This is a genomic window from Pseudonocardia sp. (assembly GCF_025465255.1).
In the GTDB taxonomy this organism is placed as follows: Bacteria; Actinomycetota; Actinomycetes; order Mycobacteriales; family Pseudonocardiaceae; genus Pseudonocardia.
Genome location: NZ_JAODNI010000220.1, coordinates 106,135 through 113,032 on the forward strand (window position 1 = coordinate 106,135; position 6,898 = coordinate 113,032).

Sequence of the window (6,898 nt, forward strand, 5' to 3'; positions counted from 1 at the left end):
GGGGTCAGCGCACGTAGATCAGGTCGTGCACCACGCGGCCCTCGACCTTCGCCCGCTGCTCGAACTTGGTGAGCGGGCGGAAGTCCGGCCGCGGGTACCACCCGTCCGCCCCGGTGCCGGGGGCCCGGTGCAGCTGCGGCTCGGCGTCGCAGACCTCGCGCATCTGCTCCGCGTACTCCTCCCAGTCGGTGGCGAGGTGCAGCGTCGCCCCGGACGCCAACCGCGACGCGACGAGGGCGACGAACTCGGCCTGCACCAGCCGCCGCTTGTGGTGGCGGCGCTTCGGCCAGGGGTCCGGGAAGTACACCCGGACGCCGTCGAGCGACCCCGGCGCGACGGCGTGTTCGAGCAGCTCCACGGCGTCCCCGCGCAGCATCCGCAGGTTCTCCGTGCCGTCCGCACGCATCAGCATGACCAGCCGCGCCAGTCCCGGCTCGTAGACCTCGACGGCGAGCAGGTTCACCCCGGGCTCGGCGGCGGCCATCGCGGCCGTCGACTCCCCGGACCCGGAGCCGATCTCCAGGATCAGCGGGGCCGTCCGGCCGAACGTGGCGGCGGCGTCGAAGGTGCCGGCCCGGACCGCGTCCGCGACGTCACCGCCGTAGACCGACCACCACTCGTCCCAGGCGCGCTGCTGGCCCTCCGTCAGCCGGTTGCGGTGCTGGACGAAGCTCGGGATGCGTGCCGGGCGATCCACCTCGGGCCGGGTGTCCTGCTCAGGCACCGGCGTTCGAGGCGGGCAGCCGGACGTGGGCGGTGGCGCCGGGGAGCCTGCCGCGCAGGTAGCCCGCGGCGGTCCAGCCCAGGCAGTACACGATCGCGGCCGCGGATTTCGGGCGGCGTCGCAGCAGCTCCCGGAGGACGCCCTTGGGCAGCACGGCGGCGACGTAGCCGCGCTCGGTGGACAGCGCGTCGTCGCTGCCGACCAGCCCGGCGACGGCGGCCTTCGACAGGCCCTCCGCCCAGCTGCGCCGGCGCAGGTACTCCCAGTGCACGCGGTCCTCGCTGACCCGGTGGTCCACCGCGGCCCGCGGCTCGAACAGGATCCGGGCCGGCCGGCCGTCCTTCTTGTAGGCCTGGGAGGCCCGGATGCAGAGCTCGGTCTCCTCGCAGCCCAACGGGTTCTTGCCGATCCGGCCGATGTCCTCGGCGAACCCGCCGACCCGCTTGAACACCTCGGCGCGCAGGGACATGTTGCAGCCCATGAGGTTGCGCATCTCGGCCGCCGTGGTGGGCTGGCCGGTGTAGGTGCAGCCGACGACCCAGTCGAGCTCGCCCGTCGCGTCGCGGTTGTCCGGGGCGTAGCCCGGCAGCATCACGGGGCGGCGCTCCGGCCACCGGGGGTGCGCGATGCCGCCGACGCCGATGACGGCCGGGTCCGCGTACGGGGTCAGCAGGGCCCGCAGCCAGCCGGGGCGGGCCGCGGCGTCGTCGTCGAGGAAGACGACGATCTCACCGGTCGCCGCCTCGACGGCGGTGTTCCGTGCCCCCGAGAGTCCCTGCCGGTGGACGCTCGGCAGCACCCGCACCCCGCGGGGGCCGAAGGTGTGCGAGGCCCGTTCGAGCAGGGTGTCGTTGTGGTCGACGACCACGATCGTCTCGGCTGCTGCGACGTCCTGCGCCGCGACGGACTCGACGGCGGCGACGATGTCGAACCATCGCTTGTCCGTGTAGACGCAGATGACGACGCTCGCCGTCACGGCCGGGTCGGGCTGGGCCGGGTTCACTTCGACGGTCTCCTCACGGGCGGTGCGTGCGACCGCCGTCCGCACCCGATCAGGTGTCAGGACTTGCGGCGGTCGGCTCGGCGATGCTCGGAGAGCAGGGTACGCAGCACCCGGGTGCCGTCCGCGAAGGTCCTCAGGTTCGTCTCGCCGAAGATCCGCAGCTTCTCCACCGACGGCACCTCGGTGATCCTCAGCCCGGCGGCGGCGATCCGGCAGTTCAGCACGGTCTCGATCTCGAACCCGTCGCCCCAGAGCATGGCGCCGTCCTCGGGGAGCGGGAGGCCGGGGTCGGGCAGTTCGAGCAGCGGCAGCAGGTCCGCCCAGAAGGCGTTGTAGCCGTAGCAGAGGTCCGTGTACGACGTGCCGAACAGCGCGTTGGCCACGGTGTTCAGCCCGGCGTTCCCGGTCTTGCGGAGCAGCGTGATGTCCTCGCTGCCGCCGCCGCGGGCGAACCGGCTGCCCTTGGCGAAGTCCGCGCCCGCGACGAGGGCGGAGACGAACGCCGGGATCTCCGCCGGGTCCGCGGAGCCGTCCGCGTCGAACATGACGATGACGTCGCCGGTGGCCGCCGCGAAGCCGCACGCCATGGCGTTGCCCTTGCCCTTGCGGGTCTGGGTGATGCAGCGCACCCACGGCAGTGTCCGGCGGGCGGTGCCGAGCGTGTCGTCCGTCGAGTTGCCGTCGACGACGATGATCTCGTGCACGGCCGGGCGCACCGCCGCGATCGCGGGGAGCACGACCTCGAGGTTCCGGGCCTCGTTCCGCGTCGGGACGATGACCGTGACGGCCGGGTTCGCCGAGCGCCGCGGCGACGGGCGGGGCCGCGGGCGCCGGCTGAGCTCCGGCGGGGGCACGGGCCGCAGCGGCGGACGTCCGCCGTAGGGGGCTCCGTGGGGGGCGGCGTACGGCGGGCCGTACTGGCCCGGGCCGGGGTACTGGACCGGCTGCTGCCCCGGGCGCGGGTCCGGGTGCGGCGGCGCGCCCGGCACCACCCCACGTGTGGGGGCCGGACGGGGCGTCGAAACGGCGCTCACACAACCTCCATACAGGTCCGCTCGATGATGACAACGAGGACACGACCACTCGGATGTGCGTGATCGACATCTCCACCCGTTAGGACGCACCATCAGGTGGCGGGGTTGCCCCGGAACCGCGGGAATCCTCGTCCGGGTGATCGCGGTGTGGTCCGCACCGTTCGGCGCGCTCCGATCGTGTGCGGATCCTCGTACTACTACTGATCCGGAACCGCCCGCGATCCGCCAGTCTTCGGGCATGTCCGCACCGACGGGAACTCCCGACCGGATCACCGAGCTCGCCGCCGAGCTGGGTCGTCTCGGTCGCCGCCTCGACGACATGGGGTCGGAGCTGCTCACACTCGCGGCAGGGCCGGGGCACGTCCCGCAGCCGCCCGACGGTCCGCTGTACCCGGGCCGGCCGCAGTACCCGGGCACCCAGCCGTACCAGGGCATCCAGCCGTACCCGGGCATCCAGCCGTACCAGGGCGCCCGGGCTCACCCGGGCGTCCAGCCGTCCCCGGGTGCCCCGCAGCTTCCCGGGCCCGCTCCGCGCCCGCCCCGGCCCGCGCGCGGCCGAGTGCTCGGGGCCTGGGTCTCCTCGCTGTCCGGTGCCCGGCTGCTGGCCTGGACCGGCGGCGCGGTGACGCTGCTCGGCGTCGCCATGCTGCTCGTGCTCGCGGCGTCCCGCGGCTGGTTCTCCCCCGGCGCCCGGGTGGGGCTCGGCGCGGTGCTCGGCCTCGCCCTCGTCGGGCTCGCCGTGCGCTTGCACCGCAAGGACTCGCCGGTCGGTGCGCCGGCCCTGGCCGGGACCGGCGTCGCGGCCCTCTACCTGGACGTCGCGGCCGCGACTGCGTTGTACGGCTTCCTGCCCGATGTCGCCGGGCTGGCGCTCGCGCTGCTCGTCGCGGCGGGTGGGATCGCCCTCGCGGACGCATGGCGGTCCCGGCTGCTCGCCGTCGGCGCCGTGGTGGGCGCGGCGGTGCTCGCACCGTTCGTGACCGACGGCTTCACCCCTTTGCTGGTCGCGCTCGTGCTCGCGCTGCAGGTCGCCGCGGCAGCCGCGGTCGTGCGCCGCGGCTGGCCGACGCTGGTCCCCGTCGCGGCCGCCTGGCCCGCGCTCTACGGCATGGTCGCGGCCGGGACGTCCTGGTACGACAGCACCCCGGCCGCGATCGCCGCGAGCGTCGCGGTGCTGGTCGTCGGGGTCGCGCTCGCCGCGCCCATGGCCGTACGGCCGGCGACCGGGCAGGGGGCCGCCGCCGCGGTCGCCGTCTCGGCCCTGCCGACGCTCACTGTCGGCGCACTGCTGCAGGGCTGGCGCGGCGCGGTGCTCGCCGCAGGCGCCGCCGTCGTCCTGCTCGGGTTCAGTGCCTGGCCCGCTCCGGCGAAGGCGATCCGGATCACCGCGCTGACCGCCGGTGCCGTGGCTCTCTTCCAGGCCACGATGCTCGTCTTCGACGGCGCGCCGCAGCACGCCGTGCTCCTCGGCCAGGGCGTCGTCCTGGCCGTCCTCGCGGCGGTGCTGAAGGCCAGGCTGCCGCTGCTCGTCGGCGGGGTGTACGGCGTGGTCGGTGTGCTGCTGGCCGTGGCCGAGGAGGTTCCGCCGCAGGCGCTGGCGGCATTCCCGCGGTGGCCGTTCCTCGCAGGTGCGGAGATCCGGACCGGCGCGCTCGTGGCCGCGCTCGGGCTGTCCGCGCTGATCCTGGCGCTCGCCGTCGCGGTGCTGGCCGCCGCCGGGCGGACCGGGGTGGTCCGGGCGGACTCGTCGACGGCCGGGCTCTGGGTCCCGACCGGCCTGGTCGGGCTGTACGGCGCCGCGGGCCTGGTGCTCGCCGCCGCGCTGCTGATCTCGCCCGACCGCGACGGGTTCCTGCTCGGGCACGCCGCCGTCACGGTGTCCTGGGCGGTCGCCGCGCTGGTGCTGCTGGCCCGCGGGATCAGCCGGGCCGCGCTGCGGGTGACGGGGCTGGTGCTCGTCGGGGCGGCGGTGGCGAAACTCGTGCTGTTCGACCTCACGGCCCTCGACGGCCTGGCGCGCGTCGCCGCGTTCCTGGGCGCCGGTCTGGTGCTGCTCGCGGCCGGGACCCGGTACGCGAAGGTCGTGGCTGCGGCCCAGGAGGAACCGGCGCGGGCGGAGGAGACGCCCTCAACCCCGGCCGGGGCCTGACGACCGGACGAACGGGGACAGCAGGCCGGGGACCGCCCCGGCGGCGAACTCCACCCCGTCGACGGCGGCGGCGTCGTGGGCGGTGAACGCGCCCCGGCCCGCGGCCGTCGTCGCGGTCACGGTGACCAGGCCGGCGTGGCGCTGCCACGGGGACTGCCGGATCCGCCAGCCGATGACCCCGTCCCGCCGCAGCGCGACCGTGCTGCGCCGCAGCGACCCCGAACGCGTCACCAGGTAGCGGCCGGTGAGGCCGTGCCCGAGGTTGGCGGCGGCATCCCGCGCGAACAGCAGGGCGACGGGCGTGGCCGGCACCATGAGCACGACCGCCGCGACGACCAGCGGCGTCACCGGCACGAGCAGACCGGGCAGCGCCAGCGCCAGCACCGGGACGGCGACGCACAGCAGCGCCCGGGCGAGCCGCCGGCGGCGGGCGGCGGCCGGGTGCGGGGTGAGCGGCTGCGCGGTCGGGCACAGCGACTCGCCCAGCACCACCGCCGCCACCCGCTCGGCCAACGAGCGCGGCGCCGCCGGCAGCAGGGTCCGGTGCTCCGTGCTCTCCGCGTCCGAGCCGACGACCAGGCCGGTGGCGACGGCGTCGAGCCGGGCGGCCCCGGCGAGCCGCACCCCCAGCGGCTCGACGAGCTCCACGCCGTGCAGCCGACGCTCCTCCAAGGAGATCGAGCGGGTGGTCGCCACGCCGCGGCGCACCCGCAGCGTCCCGCCCGGCTCGCGGTCCAGCCGGAAGTGACCCCACGTCTCGGCGTAGAGCGCGAGTGCGGACAGCCCGCCGACCAGCAGCAGGACGCCCACCAGGACGACCGCCACGACGGCCGGGGAGACCGCCCGGGAAGCCGCACCGACGACGCCGAACAGGCCGTCGCGGAGCCCGAGCCAGTCCGCGAGCTGCAGCAGGATCCCGGGGACGCCGATCGCGAGCAGCGGGGTCGCGGCGGTGAGCAGGCCGTAGCGTATCCAGCGGGGATCGCCGCTCGCGATACGGCCGTCCCCGGGCCCGGCCTGCGGGCCACCCGCGGAGCGGACCCGGTCCAGCAGGACCGTCCGGAGCCGGTCGGCCTCGAGGCGGTCGACCGGGCGCAGCTGCAGGATCGTCTCGCCGGTACCGCTGCGCTGCCCGGTGCCCACCCGCAGCGCGACCAGGCCGAACGTCCGCAGCACCGGACCGGCCGTCACGTCGACCGTGCGGATGCGCTGCAGCGCGAGGCTCCGCCGCTGTCGGACCAGGACCCCGGAGCGGACCTCGACGCGCTCGGGCGTCACGCGGTAGCGGGCGCGCCGCCAGCTCAGCCGGGCCGCCAGCGCCGCGACGGCCACGATCACGAGTGCGGCGGTCAGCGTCGCGGCGAGGGCGACGGGCAGCCGGGCCGGGTCGCGGATCGCGACGCCGACGAGCGTGAGCGCCCCGGCGAGGGTGACCAGCCCGGCCACCAGCACGACCGTCACGGCGACGGCGCGGCCGTCGAGCGCGGCCCAGTCCCCCTCCGGCGGCTCGACCCCGGCCGGCACGGTGACAGCGGCGCTCACCGGCACGGACCCGTCCCCCACGCTCGCATTCCACCCCCGAACGACCGGACACCCCGGGACCCGGACCCCGATCCTGCACTCTCCCGCCGACGCGCGACGCGGACCACCCCCCGGGCGGGTGGGAAAGGCGCAGGACCGTTCACTCCCGGGAACGATCCTGCCGACCGGCCCCGCGGAGCACCGGCCGTGCCGCACTCTTCGGACATGAACGATCGCCACGCCGCCGCGGTACGCACCCGGCAGGGGGAGCTGCGGGCCGAGCGGGCGGCCCTGGGCGGCGGCCACCGGGCCGAGAGCCGCTCCGCGCTGGCCCTGGCCCGGCTGGACCTGGCCACCGCGCTCCGGGCGGAGGTCCTCGGGCTGCGCGCCGACGCCGGGCGCCGGATCGCCCGGACGGGTGGCCGCGGCCGGGCCCGGCTCCCGGAGGTCCTGGGCGCGGCGCTCAC

At 76.2% G+C, this 6,898-nt stretch carries 6 protein-coding genes; 2 read left to right on the forward strand and 4 right to left on the reverse strand.

Annotation, left to right across the window (positions count from 1 at the left end; all coding sequences use genetic code 11):
- Positions 1-4: 4 nt before the first annotated feature.
- From trmB to JWP64_RS27805, 3 genes are read right to left on the reverse strand one after another with little or no spacing between them, the layout of a single operon-like run.
- Complete coding sequence (trmB, locus tag JWP64_RS27795; RefSeq protein ID WP_297502897.1) at positions 5-724, reverse strand: tRNA (guanosine(46)-N7)-methyltransferase TrmB; 720 nt, start codon at positions 722-724, stop codon at positions 5-7.
- Entirely contained in the window at positions 717-1,727 is a 1,011-nt protein-coding gene (locus tag JWP64_RS27800; RefSeq protein ID WP_297502898.1) for a glycosyltransferase family 2 protein, read from the reverse strand. The genes trmB and JWP64_RS27800 overlap by 8 nt, the downstream gene beginning before the upstream one ends.
- Before the next feature lie 56 nt (positions 1,728-1,783).
- Positions 1,784-2,761 carry a glycosyltransferase family 2 protein gene (locus JWP64_RS27805; RefSeq protein WP_297502899.1) on the reverse strand — a complete coding sequence of 326 codons (978 nt, stop codon included), beginning with the start codon at positions 2,759-2,761 and terminating at the stop codon, positions 1,784-1,786.
- A 238-nt stretch (positions 2,762-2,999) separates the two neighbouring features.
- On the opposite strand from JWP64_RS27805, the gene JWP64_RS27810 reads away from it, so the two are divergent.
- Complete coding sequence (locus JWP64_RS27810) at positions 3,000-4,910, forward strand: DUF2339 domain-containing protein (RefSeq protein ID WP_297502900.1); 1,911 nt, start codon at positions 3,000-3,002, stop codon at positions 4,908-4,910.
- Here JWP64_RS27810 and JWP64_RS27815 read toward each other — a convergent pair.
- Complete coding sequence (locus JWP64_RS27815; protein ID WP_297502901.1) at positions 4,890-6,452, reverse strand: PH domain-containing protein; 1,563 nt, start codon at positions 6,450-6,452, stop codon at positions 4,890-4,892. The genes JWP64_RS27810 and JWP64_RS27815 overlap by 21 nt on opposite strands.
- Positions 6,453-6,656: 204 nt before the next feature.
- Here JWP64_RS27815 and JWP64_RS27820 point away from each other — a divergent pair.
- A partial coding sequence (locus JWP64_RS27820; RefSeq protein ID WP_297502902.1) for a hypothetical protein occupies positions 6,657-6,898 on the forward strand: 242 nt, incomplete at its 3' end.

Bases quoted from the DNA above. Each gene is read 5' to 3' on its own strand.
- JWP64_RS27810 (WP_297502900.1), top strand. From the start codon at position 3,000: ATGTCCGCACCGACGGGAACTCCCGACCGGATCACCGAGCTCGCCGCC.